Raw genomic sequence first — 20,159 nt, forward strand, 5'->3', positions numbered from 1 at the left:
CGCTCCTCGTGGGCCCGCCCTTCGGGCATGACAAAGGCCCCGGTGCTCCGCCGAGGAGCGCCGGGGCCTTTGCCCACATGGGATGAGTGGAGATGGCGGGAATCGAACCCGCGTCCAACGGTGCGGAATCAGGGCTTCTCCGTGTGCAGTTCGCTGTGATTTTCTCGGCCCCGGCAATCACGCGAACAAGTCGCCGACGGGCCCAGTCACTGTTTGATTTCCCACCCGACCCCGTGACCGGGCCGGATGGTTTAGTCCCCTAGATTATGCCAGGGTCCGGGTCGGGAACATCCCCGGTCTGACACCCGTTAGGGCCTTCACTCACTGCTTATTAGGCAGCGAGGGCGAAGGCGCGGGAATCGCTCTTGGAATTGGCGATTATTGGTTGCGACATATGGTTAACGAGATCATTGCCGCTTCCTCGACACGCTTCCCCTGCTTCGACAGCCGCTGTCGAAACCGATCATCCCCATGTTGTTTTTTCAAACCCCTCCGAGGAGGGTGCGCACCCGCTGTGAGGTGCAGTGCCATCGTACGTGAACAACGAGCGACGTGGCCACCGTATTCCGGCGGTGTTCCGCCCTACGCGCCCCGCTGCCTGCGCTTGGCCGCCGCGATCGCGCGGTCCGACTCCCGCCGGTCCTGCTGCTCCCGCAGGGTCTGCCGCTTGTCGTACTCCTTCTTGCCTCGCGCGAGCGCGATCTCGGCCTTGGCGCGGCCGTCCTTGAAGTACAGCGCGAGCGGCACGATCGTGTGGCCGGTCTCCTGGGACTTGACCTCCAGCTTGTCGATCTCCTCCCGGTGCAGCAGCAGCTTGCGCTTGCGGCGCGCGGAGTGGTTGGTCCAGCTGCCCTGGTGGTACTCGGGGATGTGGGCGTTGTGCAGCCACGCCTCACCCCGGTCGATCTGGACGAAGCCGTCGGTCAGCGAGCTCCGTCCCTCACGCAGCGACTTCACCTCGGTGCCGAACAGCACGATGCCGGCCTCGTAGGTGTCGACGATCGCGTAGTCGTGCCGCGCCTTCTTGTTCTGCGCGACGATCTTGCGCTTGCCGCCCTTCTCGCCGTCCCTGGCTTTGGCGGCCGTCCCCTGCTGCTTCTGCTGGGACTCTTTCGGTACGTACATTCCCTTGGCCATAGTGCCCTCCATTTTCGCACTACGGAGGGGGTGCGGGGGAAGCGGATTAGCGGCGGGTTCCGCGGCCGCCCCTACGACGGATCGCCCAGGCCGCTCAGGACCGTCTCCGCCCGCTCCAGCGCCCCGGAGGACACGTCCAGATCGGGGGTGATGCCCCGGCCGTCGACGGTGTGGCCCGAGGGGGTGCGGTAGTGGCCGACGGTGAGCTCGGCGACCGAGCCGTCGGGGAGGCGGGTCGGCATCTGGATGGAGCCCTTGCCGAAGGTGCGGGAGCCGAGGACGACCGCGCGGCCGCGGTCCTGGAGGGCGCCGGTGAGCATCTCGGCCGCGCTCATCGTGCCGCCGTCGACCAGCGCGACCAGGGGTCTCGCGGTGTCGCCGCCGGGCTCGGCGTGCAGGGAGCGCTGGGCGCCGTCGACGTCGTAGGTGGCGACCAGGCCGCCGTCGAGGAAGGCGGAGGCGGCGGTGACGGCCTCGCTGACCAGGCCGCCGGAGTTGCCGCGCAGGTCGAGGACGATGCCGGCGTCGACGGGCGCCTGCCGTACGGCGGTGCGGACGAGTTCCCCGGAGCCCCGGGTGAAGGCGGAGATCCTGATGACGGTGATACCGGCGGCCAGCTTGCGCACGCTCACCGAGTCGGTGGACAGCAGCGCCCGGCGCAGGGTCTCGCTCCACGCGCGCGTGCCGCGTTCGAGACCGAGGGTGACGGTCGTACCGGCGCGGGCGTCGGTGGCGTCACCGCGCAGTAACGAGACGACGTCGGTGACGGGCCGCCCGTCGACGTCCTCCCCGTCGACGCTGCGCAGCCGGTCGCCCTTCCTGATCCCCGCCTCGGCCGCCGGCGACCCGGTCTGCACCTTGGTCACCTCGATCCGCCCGTCCGCCGTCCGCCGGGCCCACAGCCCCACGCCCGTGTACTGGCCGTCGAGCGCTTCCTCGAACTCCTGGTACTCGCCCTCGGAGTAGACCGCGGCCCACCGGTCCCCGCTGCGGCTCACGGCCCGTTCGGCGGCCTCCATGGGGGACTTGCCGTCGGCCATGGCGTCGGCCGCGGCCTTGGCGACGTCCTCGTGCCCGTCGGCCGAACGCGCGGCTCCGGTGGGCGTCTTCCGGTCGGACTGCCCGGGGTCGGGAAACGCCCCGGTGGCCGCGCCGGTCACCAACAGCCCTGCGAACACCAACGTCAGAGCCGCCCCCCGGCGAACCCGGCGGGGCTGACAGAACAGCTCTCGGCCTGACATGCCGGTGAGTCTAGGACAAGGCAAGAGGGCCGTACGGGCGGTTGCCCGTACGGCCCTCTTGGCATGCGTCACACCTTCAGGTACTTGCGCAGCGCGAAGAACGCCGCAAGCGCGGGCATCAGCAGGCTCGTTGCGAGGATGAGCGGGAGCTTGGTCAGCACCGCGTCCCAGCCGATGAAGTTGATCAGATTCAGCTTGTGGGACAGGTCCAGGCCGTGGTCGATGATGAAGTAGCGGGCGACCACCAGGAATCCGCAGGCGACCGTGCCGCCGATCAGGCCGGCGACGGCGGCCTCCGCGATGAACGGGGCCTGGATGTAGAAACCGGAGGCGCCGACCAGGCGCATGATGCCGGTCTCGCGCCTACGGCTGAACGCGGAGACGCGCACGGTGTTGACGATCAGCATCAGCGCGACCACCAGCATGAGCGCCATGACCATGCGGGCCGCCCAGTTCATGCCGTTGAGCAGGCCGAAGAGGTTGTCGAGGATGCCCTTCTGGTCCTGGACGGACTGGACGCCGTCCCGGCCGTCGAAGGCGGTCGCCACGACCTGGTACTTCTCCGGGTCCTTGAGCTTGATCCGGTACGACTCCTGCATCTGGTCCGGCGTGAGGGAGTCGGCGAGCGGCGAGTCGCCGAACTGCTCCTTGTAGTGCTTGTACGCCTCGTCCTGGGACTCGTACGTGACCTTCTCGACCACCGACATCTTGCCGAGGTCGGCCTGGATCTGCTTCTTCTGGTCGTCGGTCACCGCGCCCTTGGCGCAGTTGGGGTCCGACTCGGCGTCGCTCTTGTTGCAGAGGAAGATCGAGACGTTGACCTTGTCGTACCAGTAGCCCTTCATGGTGTTGACCTGGTCGCTCATGAGGAGCGAGCCGCCGAAGAGCGCCAGGGACAGCGCGACCGAGACGACGACCGCGAAGGTCATCGTCAGATTGCGGCGGAGACCGACTCCGATCTCCGACATTACGAACGAGGCACGCATGGCGTCGGGTTATGCCTTTCCGTCAGTGCTGGTAGCCGTAGACGCCGCGGGCCTGGTCGCGGACGAGTCGGCCCTTCTCCAGCTCGATGACGCGCTTGCGCATCTGGTCGACGATGTTCTGGTCGTGGGTGGCCATGATCACGGTGGTGCCGGTCCGGTTGATGCGGTCCAGCAGCTTCATGATGCCGACCGAGGTCTGCGGGTCGAGGTTGCCGGTGGGCTCGTCCGCGATCAGCAGCTTGGGCCGGTTCACGAAGGCGCGCGCGATGGCCACGCGCTGCTGCTCACCGCCGGAGAGCTCGCCGGGCCTGCGGTCCTCCTTGCCGCCGAGCCCGACGAGGTCGAGCACCTGGGGCACGGACTTGCGGATCTCGCCCTTCGACTTGCCGATGACCTCCTGCGCGAAGGCCACGTTCTCGGCGACCGTCTTGTTGGGCAGCAGGCGGAAGTCCTGGAAGACCGTCCCGAGCTGGCGGCGCATCTGCGGCACCTTCCAGTTGGAGAGACGGGCGAGGTCCTTGCCGAGGACGTGCACCTGGCCGTGGCTGCACCGCTCCTCGCGGAGGACCAGCCGCAGGAAGGTGGACTTGCCGGAGCCGGAGGACCCCACGAGGAAGACGAACTCACCCTTCTCCACTTCCAGGGAGACATCCCTGAGTGCGGGGTGGGTCTGCTTGGGGTAGACCTTGGAGACATTGTCGAATCGGATCACGGATGCACCACGGGTCGCCGGGGGTAGATGAGCGTGACCATACGCGAGTCCGGTGAGGAAGCGCAGGCGCCGGTCACGGTTGGGTGAGGCTTGTGCGCTTTTGTTCCGAGGTTGCGCCCGCGGAGTGCCGGGGCGAGGTCGGTGGACGGCCGCGCTCTTTCCGGGGGAACCTGGCACAGTGGGAGGGGAACGTTCTCGTTCCGCAGAGCGTTGTCTCGGTAGTGGCCGGTGCAAGGAGGGCGAGCGCATGACGTACGACCGGTTGGTGTGCGCGAACTGCGCGGCGCCTGTGAACGAGGGCCGGTGCCCTGTGTGCCGGGCCAACCGCGAGCGCCTTCAGCAGGAGAACTTCCTGGGCGGCCTGAACCCGATGGCGCTGATCGCGCTGCTGGCGGTGCTGATCGCCGCGGTGGCGCTGCTGGCGGCGCACCAGACGGCGTAGGAAGCACGCAAGAGCGAGAAGAAGGGCCCGGAGCGAAAGCTCCGGGCCCTTCTTCCATGCTGCGCACACGCTCCGTGGGCGGGCGGCTACCGTCAGGCGGCAGCGCCGCCGCGGCCGCTCATGAGGCGCGGCAGGATGCGGAAGCCGATGCCACCGGCGATCATGGTGGCGGCGCCGACGATCAGGAAGGTCGTCTGCGCGGCACCGGTCTCGGCGAGCTGGTCGCCGCCGCCCTGGGCCTCGGTGTTCGAGCCGGTGTCGGTGAGGGAGGAGGAGCCCTCCTCCTGCGCCGAGGTGCCGGAGTTGCCGTCGGTGCCGGTGTTGTTGTTGCCACCGGTGGTGCCGCTGCCGCTGGTGCTGCCGTCGGTCGGGGTGTCGCTGGTGGGCTCGTCCGTGGGCTCGGTGGGCTCATCGGTCGGCTGGGTGGGCTCGTCGCTCGGCTCGCTCGACTCCGAGGGCTCCTGAGTCGGCTCGCCGGTCGCCGTCTCGGTCGGCTCGGCCGAGGTCGTCGGGATCTCGGTCGGGTCGTCCGTCGGGTCATCGGCGGTGCTGACGGTCGCGGTGAGGCCGCTCTCGTCGGCCTCGACGCCGATGGAGAGGGCGGAGGCCGCACCCGCGGCCGTCAGCGAAGCACCGGCGGCGATCACGACGCCGGCGGCTATCCGCGCGACCCGGATCCGCGTCTTCTTGGTCATCTGGTTGCTACCCCCAGTAGCTGAATGTCAGGTTGGCGGCGCTGGGGCCGTGCTCGACGGAGACAGCTGCGAATGCGGAGGGCCCCCGGTTCACATGCGCCCCAGAGATACGCATGCCACGCTTCACCCTTCCCATTTTTCAAAGCAACGTCAAGGCCGTTGCGTACGCGATGTCCAGTTGCGCACCCAATGCGCGGAGTTGAAGCGTGTGAGTGTGATGTAAAACCCAGACAACTGCCGTACACGGCACGGGAAAAAAGAGAACTGCCGCCACGGGGGCGGCAGTTCGGAGTCGTCCGACTCACCATGGGCAAGTCGACAAATTTACTTCTCCTGCTGCTTGCGCCAGCGAATTCCGGCCTCCAGGAACCCGTCGATCTCGCCGTTGAACACGGCCTCGGGGTTGCCCACCTCGTACTCGGTCCGCAGGTCCTTGACCATCTGGTACGGGTGCAGGACGTAGGAACGCATCTGGTTGCCCCAGGAGTTGCCGCCGTCGCCCTTGAGGGCGTCCATCTTGGCCTGCTCCTCCTGCCGGCGCCGCTCAAGGAGCTTGGCCTGGAGGACGTTCATCGCGGTGGCCTTGTTCTGGATCTGCGACCGCTCGTTCTGGCAGGAGACGACGATGCCGGTGGGGATGTGGGTCAGGCGCACCGCGGAGTCCGTGGTGTTCACGCCCTGGCCGCCGGGGCCGGACGACCGGTACACGTCCACGCGCAGCTCGGACTCGTCGATCTCGATGTGGTCGGTCTGCTCGACCACGGGGAGCACCTCGACACCGGCGAAGGAGGTCTGGCGGCGGCCCTGGTTGTCGTAGGGCGAGATCCGCACCAGCCGGTGCGTGCCCTGCTCCACCGAGAGGGTTCCGTAGGCGTACGGCACCTGCACGGCGAAGGTGGTCGACTTGATGCCGGCCTCTTCCGCGTACGACGTCTCGATGAGCTCGGTCTTGTAGCCCTTCTGCTCCGCCCACCGCAGGTACATCCGCTGCAGCTTCTCGGCGAAGTCGGCGGCGTCGACACCGCCCGCCTCGGCGCGGATGTTCACGAGCGCCTCGCGGGAGTCGTACTCCCCGCTGAGCAGGGTGCGGACCTCCATCTCGTCCAGCGCCTTCTTGACGGTGGCGAGCTCGGACTCGGCCTCGGCACGGGTGTCCGGGTCGTCCTCCTCGTCGGCCATCTCGAAGAGCACGACGAGATCGTCGATCCGCCCGCGCAGCGCCTCGGCCTTCCTGACCTCGGCCTGCAGGTGGCTCAGCTTGCTGGTGATCTTCTGCGCCTCGTCCGGGTTGTCCCACAGGGACGGCGCGGCCGCCTGCTCCTCGAGCACGGCGATGTCTGCCCTCAGCTTGTCGAGGTCCAGAACGGCCTCGATCGACTCCATGGTCGAGGAGAGGGACTTGAGCTCTTCGGATACATCGACGACTGCCACGCCTCCAGCGTAACGGCTCCGCCAACCGAGGATGGCCTACGGGCCTCGCCCGCCCTTTCGCCTGCTCCTCGGGGTACCGGGGCGGAGCCCCGTGGCGGCTCCCCTGTCACGGCGTCGACGTGCTGTGCGTCTCCTGCGAAGGCGAGTCGTCGGAACCGGACGACGACGCCAGCCAGGCCCCGCCCCCGACCACCGCCGCGACCACCACCCCCGCCACCGCGAACGTCACCTTGCGTCGCCGCGCGGCGACCCGGTGCCGGGCCGACCCCGGCCGCGGCGCCCCCGAGGCCCTCGGCGCACGGGCGGTGCCCCGGGCGCCGCCGGCCAGCTCGTCCGCCCCGGGCACCCGCATCGACGTGTGCGTGTCCCGGTTGGAGTCCGGCTTCGCGCCCGGCACCAGGGGGACCGCCCCCCGGCGTCGTACCCGCTGCTCGTCCGCGGCCGGTGCGGCGGCCGCCGTCTCCTCGGCCTCTTCCGGCGTCTCCGTCTCCGGCTCGTCGACGTCCAGCGGCGGCATCCCCGCCAGCGTCGGCAGCTGCTCCCGCAGCCGCGCGGCCAGCTCGGACGCCCGCAGCCGGGAGGCCGGCGCCTTCGCCAGGCACTGCACGAGCAGCTGCCAGAGCTCCTCGGGGATGCCGGGGAGGGGGACGACCGTCTCGGTGACGTGGCGGCGCAGGACCGCGCCCGGGTGTCCGCCGCCGAAGGGGGTGAAGCCCGCGAGGAGCTCGTACAGGACGGTCGCGAGGGCGTAGATGTCCACCGAGGCGCGCGGCGGCAGGCCCTCGACGATCTCGGGGGCCAGGTAGTCCGGCGTGCCGATGATCTTCGTCGCGCGGGTGCGCTTCGGGGAGTCGATCAGCTTCGCGACGCCGAAGTCGGTCAGCAGCGCCGGGTGGGAGCCGCCGGGGCCCAGCGGGCCCTGCATGTCGAGGAGGACGTTCTCGGGCTTCACGTCCCGGTGGACCACGCCCGCCGCGTGCGCCGCCGCCAGCCCGTCCGCGACGTCGGCGACGATGGCGACGGCCGCCTCGGGGGCGAGCCGCCGCTCCCGCTCCAGGCGGGTGCGCAGGTCCGTGCCGCGGACCAGGTCCATGACGAGGGCCAGGTCGTTGCCGTCGACGACCAGGTCACGGACGGACACGACATGGGGGTGCTCCAGGCCCAGCAGCGCCGTGCGCTCCTGTACGAAGCGGCCCACCAGCTCCTCGTCGGACGCGAGATCCTCGCGCAGCAGCTTGATGGCGACGGGCCCCTCGGGTCCCTCGCCCAGCCACACCGTGCCGGCGCTGCCCCGCCCAAGGATCTGGTTCGCGGTGTACCGGCTGCCGATCTTCCGTGCCAAGACTGCTCCTACCGACGCGTGTTGCCGATAAAAGTACGCGTCCGAAGAGCCAACCTTCACCACGGAGGCGGAAATCACCCGCCAGGTGTCGACAAATCCCCAAACTCGCGATCAGTTGCCGGAGCCGTTGCCCAGATCGCCGATCCAGCTGCTGACCGTGCCCGCCCAGTCGCTCAGCTGGTTCCAGTAGCCGCGGCCCTGTCCGACCCAGGTGTGCACCGGGGTCAGGTCCCAGATCAGCCAGCCCGCGACGAACAGGACGACGACCATGAACAGACAGCCCTTGAGGCAGCCCAGGCCGGGGATCTTCATCGGGTTGGCGCTGCGCTGCCGCGGCTCGCGCGGGGCGCGCTGCGGTTCGGCCGGGGGCGCGTAACGCTGCTGCGGCTGCTGCGGCGGGGCGTACTGCTGCGGCTGGTGGCCGTATCCGCCGGGCTGCTGCTGGCCGTAACCGGCGGGCTGCTGCCCGTACCCGCCCTGTCCGCCCGGTCCGCCCTGCCCGCGCGGCTGCGGCCGGCGTACCGGCTGCTGCTGCGGGGCCTGGCGCTGCGGCTGCTGCTGCGGCCGGGCCACCTGCCGCTGCGGGCGGCGGCGCAGCGGGTCGTCGTTCGGGTCGAGGTACTGGACCTGCGTCTGCTCGTTGCGGTCGCGGGCCGCGCGGAGCTGGGTCTGCCAGGGGTGCGGCTGTTCCGGCTGCTGCTGGCCGTCCGGCCGGCCCTGGGGCATCGGCGGCAGCACGGCCGTCGGGTCGGCGGCACCGGTGTTCGGCAGGACGGCGGTCGGGTCGGCGGCGCCCATCGGGCCGCCGGTGTGCGGCAGCACGCTGGTCGCGGCGTTCGGGTCGTACGACCCCGCGCCGACGCCCGTGTTCGGCAGCACCTGGGTGGGATCGGCCGCGCCCGGCACGGCGGCCGGCGCCGGGTCGGGGGCGAGCAGCGCGCCGACGCCCTCGGCCGCCGCGATCTGCGCGGAGTTCGCGTGCACGCCGACGCCTTCGGCGACGACCCGAAGGCCGCGCGCGAGGTTCTCGGCGCTGGGCCGGTCGTCGGGGTTCTTGCGCAGGCAGCGCTCTATGACCGTCCACAGCGGGTCGGGGACGGTCGAGGGGCGGCGGGGTTCGGCGCTGAGGTGCTGGTGGAGGACCTCCAGGGCGCTGCCGCCGGAGAACGGCGGGCGGCCGGTGACCAGCTCGTACAGCAGGATGCCGGCGCCGTAGATGTCGACGGCGGAGGTCTGCGGACGGCCCTCGGCGGACTCCGGCGCGATGTACGCGGGCGTGCCGACGAACTCGTGGGTGCGGGTCAGTCCCGGGGAGTCGGCGAGGCGCGCGATGCCGAAGTCGGTCAGCATCGGGTGCATCTGGCCGTTGTACTGCTGGAGCAGCACGTTGGCGGGCTTCAGGTCGCGGTGCACGACGCCGTCGGCGTGGCTGGCGGCGAGCGCGTCGGCGACCTGGGCGGTGAGCAGCGCGGCGGCGACGGGGGTGAAGGGGCCGTTCTCCCGCAGGTAGCGGTGCAGGTCGGGGCCGTCGACGAGGTCCATGACCAGGGCGAGGAGATCGCCCTCGACGACGAGGTCGCGGACCCGGACGATGTTCGGGTGGGTCAGCCGGAGCAGGACGGAACGCTCCCGCAGGAAGCGCATCACGATGTCGGGGTCGTTCGCGAGCTCTTCCTTGAGGACCTTGATCGCGACGGTCTCACCGGGCTGGCCGGGCACGGCCGCCTCGGCGCCCGCGGTCTCCCGCTGGCGGGCACGCCAGACGGTACCGGTGGCGCCGCGTCCTAGCGGCTCCTCCAGGAGGTACTTGCTGCCTACCGGCCGCACGTCATCCGCTCCCTGCTGCTTGCTGGTCTGTCCGAACCCTGTGTCCAACCTCGTGTCCGACCCACTGTAGTGCCGTGCCGCCCGGCACCGGGCTGTCGTCCGGCTGTGCTTTCCCCCGCTCCGTAGGCGGCCGGTAAGCGTTCCGGACGTATCCCCATACGTAGACGTTCCCGCACGTGTTCGATGGTTCGATGGAAAGACGCTCGCTTCGCTCCGGTGGTTGCCGAGGCCGGACGTGACCGATCTCAAGTGATCGTCCGCGCGGTATTGGTCAGGCACTTTTGGGGGCAGAGCTGACCAATCAAGATCACTTACCATCGGGTCGTGGGCGTGTTGTCAGTGGCAGGTGCGAGGATGCGTGCGACAGCAGAACTGGCCGACGCGCTAGTGGTGGTGGGGGGAAGTCCGCGCCCGCGCAGAAGGGACCGCTGACGGCGATGCAGATCCGGCTGACCGTCGTAGACCCGCTGGGCCCTGCCGCGCAGCGGGGCCGGGCCGTGAGCCGCGACGTGCTGGTGACGGCCCCGGCGGGCACGGACCTGGCTGCGGTGGCGTCGGCGCTGGCCGCTGCCGTCACCGGGGACGGCAGCCTGGGCGGCCGTGAGCCGAGCGGCGCCCCGGTCGTGCTGTACGCCGGGGTGGAGCGGCTGGACGCCCGCCGCCGCATCCTGGGCGAGCCCCCGCTGGTCGACGGCGCCGTGCTGTCCCTGGGCGCGCCCGCCGCCCCCGAGCCGCATCCCGAGCTGGACGACGCCCCGACCCAGCTGCACGTGATCGCCGGTCCCGACGCGGGCGGTGTCCATCTGCTGCACGGCGGCCAGATCACCATCGGCCGCTCCGCCGACGCCGACGTCCCGCTCGACGACCCGGACGTCTCCCGGCTGCACTGCGCGGTCACCGTCGCCGCCGACGGCCGGGTCTCGGTCGCCGACCTGAACTCCACCAACGGCACCGCCCTGGACGGCACCCGCGTCACCGACCGCCCGGTCCGCCTCACCGCGGGAGCGCTCCTGCGCATCGGGGAATCGGCCCTGCGGCTTACCCCGTCCGGGGGACCGGGGGTCCGGGTGGGCACGGCGCCCGACGGCGAGGGCTGCGTACGGGTGCTCACGGGCGCCGAAGGACTGGACGGTGACGGCTCCGCCACCGACGCCGCCGCGACGGCACCAGCGGGCCGCACCCATCACGCCTACGGCACGGCGGCGGCGAGCTGGGGTGCCGCGGGCGGAGCGGCCGGCGGCCAGGGATACGGCCCCGCCGAGCCGACGGTCGTGCCCGCGCAGGGCGAGGCGCCGCGCATCGAGAGCCGGGGCGGGCTGCCGTCCGACGGACGCGGTGGCGCGGTGCCGTCCGACGGACGCGGCGGCGGGCTGCCGCAGGCCGGGCACGGTGGCGGGGTGCCGCAGGCCGGGCACGGCGGCGCGGTGCCGCAGGCCGGGCACGGCGGCGCAGTGCCGCAGGCCGGGCATGGTGGCGCAGTGCCGCAGGCCGGGCGTGGTGGCGCAGTGCCGCAGGCCGGGCGCGGCGGCGGACCTGTGACCGGGAGCGGTGTCGGGTCGTCGCGCGCCGGGTACTCGGACGGATTCCCGGCGGCCGGGCGCGCGGACGCGTCGTCGGCGGCCGGCGAGGCGGCCGGGAGCCACGGCGGGCTGCCCGGCCCGCGCGTCGGCTCCGGCCCCACACACGGATACGGCGACACCCACGCCGGCCACGCCGGAGTCCTCGGCGGCCCGGGCCCCCGCTCCACGACGACCACCGGTGCCACGGGCGCCCCAGGGTCCACCGGACCCACGGCCTCCGCCCCGGCGGCCGGACACCGGTCGGGCAGCGCCTCCTCGGCCGGACACCCGACCGACAGCGCCGCCGCCACCGGACACCCGGCCGACGACGCGGCCGCCGACGGCCCCGCCCACTCCGGCCGGCGCAAAGGCACCCCCCTCCGCGGCACCGACGCCCCCGCCCTGCCCGGCGCCCGCAGGCGCGGCAGCCTCGGGGCCTGGGCGCGGCGGCTGGCCGGCGGTCGCGGCGAGCCCCCGTCGGCCGCCGACGGCGAGACCACGGCCGCCGAGGACACGGCCGCGTCCCCCGAGACCCCGGCCGCCCAGCCCGACACCTGGCCCGACCCCGCCGCACTCCTGCTGACCGTGCTCGGCCCCGGCCCCCGGCTCTGGGAGCGCGGCCCCGCCCACCCCGAGGCGCTCACGGTCCGGCTCGGCACGGCCGACCGCCCGACACCCGACGGCTCGGGACTGCTGCCCGCCGTACCGGTCACCGCCGACCTGCGCGAAGCCGGAGCGCTCGGCCTCGCGGGCCCGCGCACCCGCCTCGCCGGCCTCACCCGCGCGGTGCTGGCCCAGCTCACCGCGCTGCACTCGCCCGACCTGCTGGAGATCGTCCTGATCAGCGCGGACCGGGCCCGCCCCCTGGAGGAGCGCACCGCCGAGTGGTCCTGGCTCGGCTGGCTCCCGCACGTCCGTCCGGGCCACGGCCAGGACTGCCGTCTGCTGCTGGCCTACGACCGTGAACAGGCGGCGGCCCGGGTGGAGGAGCTGCTGCGGCGGGTGGAGGACCTGTCCGCCCCCCGTCGGCCGGCCACCCCGTCCGACCGCCCCGACCTGTCCGGTACGGCGGCGGACGCCCCGCCCGCCGACACCGCCCACCGCCCGTCCTGGGCCCGCGACGCCCTCGCCGAGGACGGCACGGGCGGCTTCCCGGGGCCGTACACGATCGTCGTCGTGGACGGCGATCCCGGCGGCTCGGCCCTGCGCGACGCGGTGGCGCGGCTGACGGTCGCCGGACCGCGCGCCGGGGTGCATGTGCTCTGTCTGGCGGAGACGGCACCCGCCTCGCCCACCTCCCCGGTCGACCGGACCTACGAGGAGGCGTGCGCGGTGACGCCGACGTTCCGGGAGTGCGGGGCCGTGGCCCTGCTCAGCGGGGACGTGGCGACGGCACTGCACCTCATGCGGGTCTCCGGCGGCCCCGTCGGCCCCGGCACCCTCGCCGCGGTGGACGCGGTCTCCCCCGCCTGGGCGGAGCGGTTCGCGAGGGCGCTGGCACCGCTGCGCCCCGACGGCCCGGCAGGTGACCGGCACGCGCGCGTGGCCGCCCCGCTCCCCCAGTCCGCCCGGCTGCTGGACGAGCTGGGGCTGGCCCGGGCCACCCCGGCCTCGCTGATGGCCCGCTGGGCGGACGCGGCCGACGACACCGAGTCGCTGGGCGGCCGGGCCCGCGCGGTGCTCGGCGCCGGTCCGCGCGGCCCGCTCACCGCCGACCTGGTCACCGAGGGACCGCATCTGCTGATCGAGGGGCCGTCCGGCAGCGGCCGTACGGAGCTGCTGCGGGCGCTGGTCGCCTCGCTGGCCGCCGCCGAACGCCCCGACCGGCTCGGGATCGTCCTGATCGACGGCCGCGACGGCGTCGGCACCAGCGCCGGGCACGGCGAGGGCCTGCGGGTCTGCACGGACATACCGCATGTCACCACCCACCTCACCGCCAACGACCCGGTGCGGATGCGGGAGCTCGCGCAGTCGCTGAGCGCCGAGCTGAAGCGGCGGGCCGAGCTGCTGGGCCGCTCCGACTTCGCCGACTGGCACGGGCACCGGGAGATCTCGGGCCGTATCGTCCCCCAGCGCACGCGCGGCACCGCCGCGGGCGCCGGGGACATAGAAGCCCCGCCCAGTTCGACGCTCCGGCTGCGCCCCTCGGCCGGTGCCGCCGCCCGGCAGCGCACCGAGGCGCCGCCGCCGCTGCCCCGGCTGGTGGTCGTGGTCGACGACCTGGACGCCCTGGTCTCCCCCGCCCTCGGTTCCCCGGGCCGCCCGGCCGCCGGTTCCGTGATGCGGGCGCTGGAGGCGGTGGCGAAGGAGGGCGACCGGCTGGGCGTCCACCTGATCGCGGCGTCCGGCACGGGCGGCCGTACGGCGGAGACGGAACCGGCGCGGCAGGCCACCCTGCGGGTCACCCTGGACCCACCGGCCGCCGGACCCGACGAACCGGCCCCCGGCCGCGGCCGTCTGACCACCCCCGACGGCCGCACCACCGCGTTCCAGGCGGGCCGCGTCACCGGCCGTATCCCCCGCACGGCGACCCAGCGCCCCACCGTCGTGCCCCTCGACTGGCAGCGCATGGGCGACCCGCCGGCCCGCCGCCCGGTCCGGGAGCTGGGCAACGGACCGACCGACCTGGCGCTGCTGGCGAGCGCGGTGGAGCGGGCGGCGAAGGAGGTTTCCGCGGCGGAGGTTCCTTCGCTTTTGTGAGCGGGGTCACTGATCACAACGCGATCACGATCCCCCGCCCTCACCCGTAGGCACCCTTGCCGCGCAGGCGGCCCCCGCGTAGACCGGAGCGCACGGGACAGAGTTCTGACGTTCAACGAGGAACGACGAACGGGGAAGTGATGCGCGGTAACAGCAGCACCATCCGGACAGGCAGGGCCGTCACCACACTCGCCGCGCTTCTCGCGGGAGCCCTCGCGCTCAGTGCGTGCGGAAGCAACGACAAGAAGGACGACAACGGCGCGACGAGCAGCGCCAGTACCCCTGGTGCCACCCTCGCCCTCCCGAAACTCGACGGCACCACCCTTGAGGTGGCCGCCGTGTGGACCGGGCAGGAGCAGAAGAACTTCAAGCAGGTGCTCGCGGAGTTCGAGAAGCGCACCGGTGCGAAGGTCACCTTCGTGCCCGCGCAGGACCCGATCATCAACTTCCTCGGCTCGAAGATCGCGGGCGGCCAGCCGCCGGACCTCGCGCTGCTGCCGCAGCCGGGCGCGATCAAGCAGGCCGTGCAGAAGGGCTGGGCGAAGCCGCTGAGCGCCGACACGCTCACGGAAGTGCAGAAGAACTACTCGCAGGGCTGGCAGGACATCGGCAAGGTCGGCGGCAAGCAGTACGGCGTCTACTACAAGGCCGCCAACAAGTCGCTGATCTGGTACAACGCCAAGGTCTTCGAGAACGCGGGCGCCCAGGAGCCCAAGACCTGGCAGGACCTGCTGACGACGGCGCAGGCGGTGTACGACTCGGGTGTCACCCCGTTCTCGGTGGGCGGCGCGGACGGCTGGACGCTGACCGACTGGTTCGAGAACGTGTACCTCTCCCAGGCGGGCCCGGAGAAGTACGACCAGCTCGCCCAGCACAAGATCAAGTGGACGGACCCGAGCGTCAAGCAGGCGCTGACCACGCTCGCCCAGGTCTGGGGCAAGAAGGGGTACCTCGCGGGCGGCGCGTCCGGCGCGCTGCAGACGGAGTTCCCGGCCTCGGTCACCCAGACCTTCACCGGCGGCGACCAGCCGAAGGCGGCGATGGTCTACGAGGGCGACTTCGTGCAGGTCAACATCGGTGAGACCAAGGCGAAGGTGGGCACGGACGCCAAGGTGTTCCCGTTCCCGACGGTGGGCTCGACGGCGCCGGTGGTCTCCGGCGGTGACGCGGCGGTGATCTTCAAGGACTCCAAGGGCGCCCAGGCGCTGGCGAAGTTCCTGGCCTCCCCGGACGCGGCGACGATCCAGGCGAAGCTCGGCGGCTATCTCTCGCCGAACAAGAACGTGCCGAACTCGGCGTACCCGAACGAGGTGCAGCGCACGATCGCCAAGTCCCTGATCGCGTCCGGCGACGACTTCCGCTTCGACATGTCCGACCAGGCCCCGCAGGCGTTCGGCGGCACCCCGGGCAAGGGCGAGTGGAAGGACCTCCAGGACTTCCTGCAGAACCCGAAGGACGTGGCGGGCACCCAGGCGAAGCTGGAGAAGGACGCGGCGGCCGCCTACGGCAGCGGAAGCTGACCCGGCGATGGCCGCACCCACGACGACGGCCCCCGCTCCACCGGGCCGCCGCAGGAGCGTGACCGGCACCCGCAGAACCGTGGCGGCTCTCTTTCTCCTCCCCGCCCTGGTGCTGCTCGGCGCGCTCGTGGTCTACCCGATCGGGTACTCGCTGATCCGCAGTTTCTACAACGCGAGCGGCGACGGTTTCGCCGGCTTCGACAACTACAAGGCGATCTTCACGGACGACGGGATCCGCACCGCCCTGAAGAACAACGTCATCTGGGTGGTGTTCGCGCCGACGGTCTCCACCGCCCTCGGCCTGATCTTCGCGGTGCTGACCGAACGGGTGCGCTGGGGAACGGCGTTCAAGCTGGTCGTCTTCATGCCGATGGCGATCTCGATGCTGGCCGCCGGCATCATCTTCCGGCTGGTCTACGACCAGGACCCGGACAAGGGCGTCGCCAACGCGGTCTGGGTCGGCGTCCACGACACCTTCGCCCAGTCCTCGGCGTTCCCGAACGCCCACCCGGGCCGCGAGTCGCCCCTGAAGGCGGACGGCGGCGGCTTCATCACCACGGCCACCGTCCACACCGGCCGGACCGTCGCCCTCCCGCTCGTCGGAGTCGCCCCCGACCAGATGCCCGACGGCGCCAAGAAGGCCGTGGCGGCGCGGGCCGAGCCCGGGAAGATCACCGGAACCGCCTGGCAGGACTTCACCCGCGGCAAGGGCGTCGGGAGACTCGGCGCCCCCGACCCGTCCGAGCTCGGCTACTCCGGTATGCGCGTCGAGGCGGTCAAGGACGGCAAGGTGGTGGCCACGGCGAAGGCGGCGGGCGACGGCACCTTCACGCTCCCGGCCGCCGCCGACGGGGCCCAGCTCAGGCTCCCGGCGAGCAACTTCAAGCAGCCCTACAACGGGGTCGACTGGCTCGGCCCCTCCCTCGTCACGCCCGCCGTCATCGGGTCGTACATCTGGATGTGGGCGGGCTTCGCGATGGTGCTGATCGCGGCCGGGCTGGCGGGTGTCCCCCGCGAGCTCCTGGAGGCGGCGCGCGTCGACGGGGCCACCGAGTGGCAGGTGTTCCGCAAGGTCACCGTGCCGCTGCTGGCACCGGTCCTCGCGGTCGTCACCGTCACCCTGATGATCAATGTGCTGAAGGTCTTCGACCTCGTGTACATCATCGCGCCGGGCTCCTCGCAGGACGACGCGAACGTGCTCGCCCTGGAGCTGTACCGCAAGGGCTTCTCGGAGGGCCAGCCGGGCATCGCCAGCGCCATCGCGGTGTTCCTGCTCCTCCTGGTGATCCCGGTGATGTGGTTCAACGTGCGCAGGCTGCGGCGGGAGGAGCGGCGATGAGCTGGGTGCTGGAGAAGCTCAACAGCGGTCTGGTCCGGGTCTTCCTCATCGTCGTCGCCCTGTTCTGGCTGGTCCCGACGATCGGTCTGCTCGCCTCCTCCCTGCGCTCCCCGGAGGACATGAGCGCGAGCGGCTGGTGGACCGTCTTCAGCAAGCCGTCCCAACTCACGTTCGACAGCTACCAGAAGCTCCTCGAAAACCCCGACATCACCAGCTCCCTCTGGAACACCGTCCTGATCACCGTCCCGGCGACGATCCTGGTGGTGGTCATCGGGGCGCTGGCCGGATACGCGTTCGCGTGGATGGAGTTCCCGGGCCGGGACTGGTGGTTCCTGATCGTGGTCAGTCTGCTGGTGGTGCCCGTGCAGGTGGCGCTGATCCCGATCGCGGAACTCTTCGGCAGGATCGGCCTGTTCGGGACGATCCTCGGGGTGGTCCTGTTCCATGTCGGCTTCGGGCTGCCGTTCGCGGTGTTCCTGCTGCGGAACTTCTTCGCGGAGATCCCGCGCGAGCTGCTGGAGGCGGCCCGGCTGGACGGCGCCGGCGAACTGCGGCTGTTCGCACGGGTCGTGATGCCCCTCGGCGGACCGGCGATCGCCAGCCTGGGCATCTTCCAGTTCCTGTGGGTGTGGAACGACATGCTGGTCGCGCTGGTGTTCACCAAGTCCGGGACGCAGCCGATCACGGTCGCGCTGCAGACCCAGGTCCGCCAGTTCGGCAACAACGTGGACGTCCTGGCCCCCGGCGCCTTCATCTCGATGGTGATCCCGCTGGCCGTGTTCTTCGCGTTCCAGCGGCAGTTCGTGACCGGGGTGATGGCGGGCGCGGTCAAATAACTCTCCGGAGCTACTCACATGGAGTCACTCACATGACGTAACGAACCGTAACCGAATCACTCCATTGGCCGTTCCCGGGCAGAACGCCCGCGCCGACCGACCCATGGATGCCCCTTGCCCAGGTTCAGTGTCATCGTCCCCGCGTACCAGGTCCAGGCGTATCTGCCCGAGTGCCTGGACTCGGTGCTCTCGCAGTCGTACCCCGATCTCGAACTGATCGCCGTGGACGACCGCTCGCCGGACGCCTGCGGCACGATCATCGACGAGTACGCGGCCCGCGACGCGCGCGTGCGGCCCGTGCACCTGCCGGAGAACCAGGGCCTGGGCGGCGCCCGCAACGCCGGGACCGCGCAGGCGCGCGGCGACTACCTGCTCTTCCTGGACGGCGACGACACCCTGACCCCCGACGCGTTGCGGGCGATCGCCGACCGGATCAAGGAGACCGGCGAGCCGGACGTCCTCGTGTACGACTACGCGCGGACGTTCTGGACCGGCCGCGCGGAGCGCAACAAGCTCGCGTCGCAGCTGGCCGAGCAGGGTCCGGCGCCCTTCCGGCTGGAGGACCGGCCGGGTCTGCTCCGGGTGCTGATGGTGGCCTGGAACAAGGCGTACCGGCGGGAGTTCGTCGAGAAGCACGGCTTCCGCTTCCCGCCCGGCTACTACGAGGACACCCCCTGGACCTACCCGGTCCTGATGACCGCCGGGACGATCGCCACCCTCGACCGGGTGTGCGTCCACTACCGGCAGCGGCGGGGCAGCATCCTCGGCACGACCAGCCGCCGGCACTTCGACATCTTCGAACAGTACGACCGGGTCTTCGCGTTCCTCGACGAGCGGCCCGAACTCGCGCTCTGGCGGCCGGTGTTGTTCCGCCGCATGATCGACCACTTCTCGACGGTGTTCACCCGCCGGGACCGGCTCCCGAAGGGCGCCCGCGCCGAGTTCCTGCGCACGGCCCGCGCCCACTGCCGCCGCCACCGGACCAAGGGCGCCCCGGTCCCCTTCCGCACCCGCATCCGCCACGCCCTCGTCCACCACGGTCTGCACCGCACCTACCGCGCCCTCCAGCTGGCGATGTCCGTCCGCCGCCGCGCGGTCAAGGCGGGCGTCAAGTCCCTCCGCGGCCTGCGCTCGGCCCTCCTCCAACTGCACTACCGGGTCCAGCTGCGCCTTCCGCTGCGCGCCGACCGCGCGGTGTTCGCCGCCTACTGGAACCGCGGCCACGGCTGCAACCCGGGCGCGCTGGAGGCCGCGTTCCGCAGCCACGCCCCGCACATCCGCACCGCCTGGATCGCCCGCCCCGAGCACCAGCACACGGTCCCGCCGGGCCCGCGCCGGCTGCGCCCGGGCAGCTTCGCCTACTGGACGGCGCTGGCCCGCTCCAAGTACCTGGTGAACAACGTCAACTTCGACCGCCGGCTGAAGAAGCGCCCCGGCCAGGTGTTCGTGCAGACCCAGCACGGCACCCCGCTCAAGCACATGGGCCTTGACCTCCAGGAACACCCGGCGGCCGCCGCCGACCTGGACTTCGAGGAACTCCTGCGGGGCGTCGACAAGTGGGACTACCTGCTCTCCGCCAACCGCCACACCACCCTGACCTGGGAGCGGGTCTACCCCGGCCGTTACACCACCCTCGAATACGGCTATCCCCGCAACGACGTCTTCCAGCGGGCCACCTCGGCCGACGTGGCCCGGATCCGGGAGTCGCTGGGCGTCCCCGAGGGCGCCGTCGCCCTCCTCTACGCGCCCACCCACCGCGACTACCGGCGCACCCAGCGCCCCGCCCTCGACCTGGACCGGATCACACGCCGGCTCGGCCCGCGCTTCGTGGTCCTGGCCCGCGCCCACTACTGGCACGGCGGCCCCCTCGGGTCCGGGGGCCGGGTGATCGACGTCAGCGGCCACCCCGGCGTGGAGTCCCTCTGCCTGGCCTCCGACGCGCTGATCACCGACTACTCCTCCCTCATGTTCGACTACGCCAACCTGGACCGGCCGATCGTCGTGCACACCGAGGACTGGGACGCCTACCACGCGGCCCGCGGCACCTACTTCGACCTGCGCTCCGGCCCGCCCGGCGCGGTCGCCCGCACCGAGGACGAGCTGATCGACATCTTCGCCAGCGGCCACTGGCGCGGCTCCCGCTCGGCCCAGCTGCGGGCCGCCTTCCGCGAGCGGTTCTGCCGGTACGACGACGGACGCGCCGCCGAACGGGTCGTACGGCATGTGGTGCTCGGCGAGACGGCCGGGCTGCCGGAGTTCATCCCGCTCGCCGAACGCCACCCCGTCCCCTCGGCCGCCTCCGGGCTCGCACACTCCCCGCTGGCCACCGTTCCGCAACCTTCCGGCCATCTGCCCGTCACCGAGGGCCGCTGAACACCGTTTGCCTTCCAGG

Annotated in this window: 14 protein-coding genes and 1 other RNA gene; 6 read left to right on the plus strand and 9 right to left on the minus strand. The window is 71.8% G+C overall.

The window, feature by feature from the left end; translation table 11 throughout:
* Positions 1 to 84: 84 nt before the first annotated feature.
* From ssrA to ftsE, 5 genes are all read right to left on the minus strand, one after another.
* Positions 85 to 471: a transfer-messenger RNA gene (ssrA, locus tag ACGFZS_RS35970) on the minus strand.
* Positions 472 to 582: 111 nt separating this feature from the next.
* A complete protein-coding gene (gene smpB, locus ACGFZS_RS35975) occupies positions 583 to 1,125 on the minus strand; it encodes an SsrA-binding protein SmpB (protein ID WP_355717281.1) in 543 nt (180 codons plus the stop codon).
* 83 nt (positions 1,126 to 1,208) lie between these two features.
* A complete protein-coding gene (locus ACGFZS_RS35980) occupies positions 1,209 to 2,378 on the minus strand; it encodes a S41 family peptidase (RefSeq protein ID WP_393798602.1) in 1,170 nt (389 codons plus the stop codon).
* Between the two features lie 68 nt (positions 2,379 to 2,446).
* The gene (gene ftsX, locus ACGFZS_RS35985; protein WP_359220982.1) at positions 2,447 to 3,364 is read right to left on the minus strand and encodes a permease-like cell division protein FtsX; all 918 of its coding nucleotides are present in this window, start codon (positions 3,362 to 3,364) and stop codon (positions 2,447 to 2,449) included.
* 22 nt (positions 3,365 to 3,386) lie between these two features.
* Positions 3,387 to 4,076, minus strand: coding sequence for a cell division ATP-binding protein FtsE (ftsE, locus tag ACGFZS_RS35990; RefSeq protein WP_359220984.1), 690 nt, complete (start codon positions 4,074 to 4,076; stop codon positions 3,387 to 3,389).
* A gap of 247 nt (positions 4,077 to 4,323) precedes the next feature.
* On the opposite strand from ftsE, the gene ACGFZS_RS35995 reads away from it, so the two are divergent.
* Positions 4,324 to 4,518 carry a hypothetical protein gene (locus ACGFZS_RS35995; protein WP_355717199.1) on the plus strand — a complete coding sequence of 65 codons (195 nt, stop codon included), beginning with the start codon at positions 4,324 to 4,326 and terminating at the stop codon, positions 4,516 to 4,518.
* Between the two features lie 92 nt (positions 4,519 to 4,610).
* Here the strand turns inward: ACGFZS_RS35995 and ACGFZS_RS36000 are convergent, their stop codons facing one another.
* From ACGFZS_RS36000 to ACGFZS_RS36015, 4 genes are all read right to left on the minus strand, one after another.
* Entirely contained in the window at positions 4,611 to 5,213 is a 603-nt protein-coding gene (locus ACGFZS_RS36000) for a hypothetical protein (protein ID WP_393798603.1), read from the minus strand.
* Positions 5,214 to 5,537: 324 nt separating this feature from the next.
* Positions 5,538 to 6,644 carry a peptide chain release factor 2 gene (gene prfB / locus ACGFZS_RS36005; RefSeq protein WP_393798604.1) on the minus strand — a complete coding sequence of 369 codons (1,107 nt, stop codon included), beginning with the start codon at positions 6,642 to 6,644 and terminating at the stop codon, positions 5,538 to 5,540.
* A 106-nt stretch (positions 6,645 to 6,750) separates the two neighbouring features.
* Entirely contained in the window at positions 6,751 to 7,986 is a 1,236-nt protein-coding gene (locus ACGFZS_RS36010; protein WP_393798605.1) for a serine/threonine-protein kinase, read from the minus strand.
* Between the two features lie 111 nt (positions 7,987 to 8,097).
* A complete protein-coding gene (locus ACGFZS_RS36015) occupies positions 8,098 to 9,813 on the minus strand; it encodes a serine/threonine-protein kinase (RefSeq protein WP_393798606.1) in 1,716 nt (571 codons plus the stop codon).
* A gap of 437 nt (positions 9,814 to 10,250) precedes the next feature.
* Here ACGFZS_RS36015 and ACGFZS_RS36020 point away from each other — a divergent pair, with 437 nt between their 5' ends.
* From ACGFZS_RS36020 to ACGFZS_RS36040, 5 genes are all read left to right on the plus strand, one after another.
* A complete protein-coding gene (locus ACGFZS_RS36020) occupies positions 10,251 to 14,072 on the plus strand; it encodes an FHA domain-containing protein (RefSeq protein WP_393798607.1) in 3,822 nt (1,273 codons plus the stop codon).
* Between the two features lie 140 nt (positions 14,073 to 14,212).
* Positions 14,213 to 15,592: an ABC transporter substrate-binding protein gene (locus ACGFZS_RS36025; RefSeq protein WP_393798608.1), complete on the plus strand. Its 1,380-nt coding sequence runs from the start codon at positions 14,213 to 14,215 to the stop codon at positions 15,590 to 15,592.
* Positions 15,593 to 15,599: 7 nt separating this feature from the next.
* Positions 15,600 to 16,931, plus strand: coding sequence for a carbohydrate ABC transporter permease (locus ACGFZS_RS36030; protein ID WP_393798609.1), 1,332 nt, complete (start codon positions 15,600 to 15,602; stop codon positions 16,929 to 16,931).
* Positions 16,928 to 17,767, plus strand: a complete 840-nt coding sequence (locus ACGFZS_RS36035; RefSeq protein WP_393533946.1) for a carbohydrate ABC transporter permease — start codon at positions 16,928 to 16,930, stop codon at positions 17,765 to 17,767. Before ACGFZS_RS36030 ends, ACGFZS_RS36035 begins: the two co-directional genes overlap by 4 nt.
* Before the next feature lie 114 nt (positions 17,768 to 17,881).
* Positions 17,882 to 20,140 (plus strand): CDP-glycerol glycerophosphotransferase family protein, encoded by a 2,259-nt coding sequence (locus ACGFZS_RS36040; protein ID WP_393798610.1) that lies wholly within the window; start codon positions 17,882 to 17,884, stop codon positions 20,138 to 20,140.
* The last annotated feature ends 19 nt before the right edge of the window (positions 20,141 to 20,159 follow it).

The organism is Streptomyces sp. NPDC048288 (genome assembly GCF_043201555.1).
GTDB lineage: Bacteria > Actinomycetota > Actinomycetes > Streptomycetales > Streptomycetaceae > Streptomyces.